This window comes from Polaribacter sp. Z014 (assembly GCF_023555435.1).
Lineage (GTDB): Bacteria > Bacteroidota > Bacteroidia > Flavobacteriales > Flavobacteriaceae > Polaribacter.
Genome location: NZ_JALCZP010000142.1, coordinates 1 through 351, shown reverse-complemented (window position 1 = coordinate 351; position 351 = coordinate 1). Strand labels below are relative to the sequence as shown.

1 protein-coding gene is annotated in these 351 nt (G+C 41.3%); it reads left to right on the top strand.

All coding sequences use genetic code 11. From position 1 onward, the window contains the following. Positions 1–351, top strand: a 351-nt coding sequence (locus MPF19_RS19235; protein ID WP_249989878.1) for a DUF11 domain-containing protein, incomplete at both ends; no start/stop codon positions are given.

The following is a 351-nucleotide window of genomic DNA, read 5'->3' as shown; positions in this document are numbered from 1 at the left end:
AACAGCAGCAGGAACATCACCAGGTACTGTTATTACGAATACAGTAACCAATGCACAAGATCAAACGGATAGTAATACAACTCTAGATGATCCAATGGCAGATATTACCGTTGAAGCAGCAGATTTAGTGACTGTTAAAACGGTAAGTGCAGCAACTCCAAGTGAAGAAGCTACGATTATGTATACAATTGCAGTAACAAACAATGGTCCGAATGATGCAACAGGCGTAAGCTTAACAGATCGTTTACCATCAGGCGTTACGTATGTAAGTAACGACCAAGGAGCAGCGTACAATGATGGTTCAGGTTTATGGACAATTGGTACGGTTGCAAATGGAGATACTGCTACGTT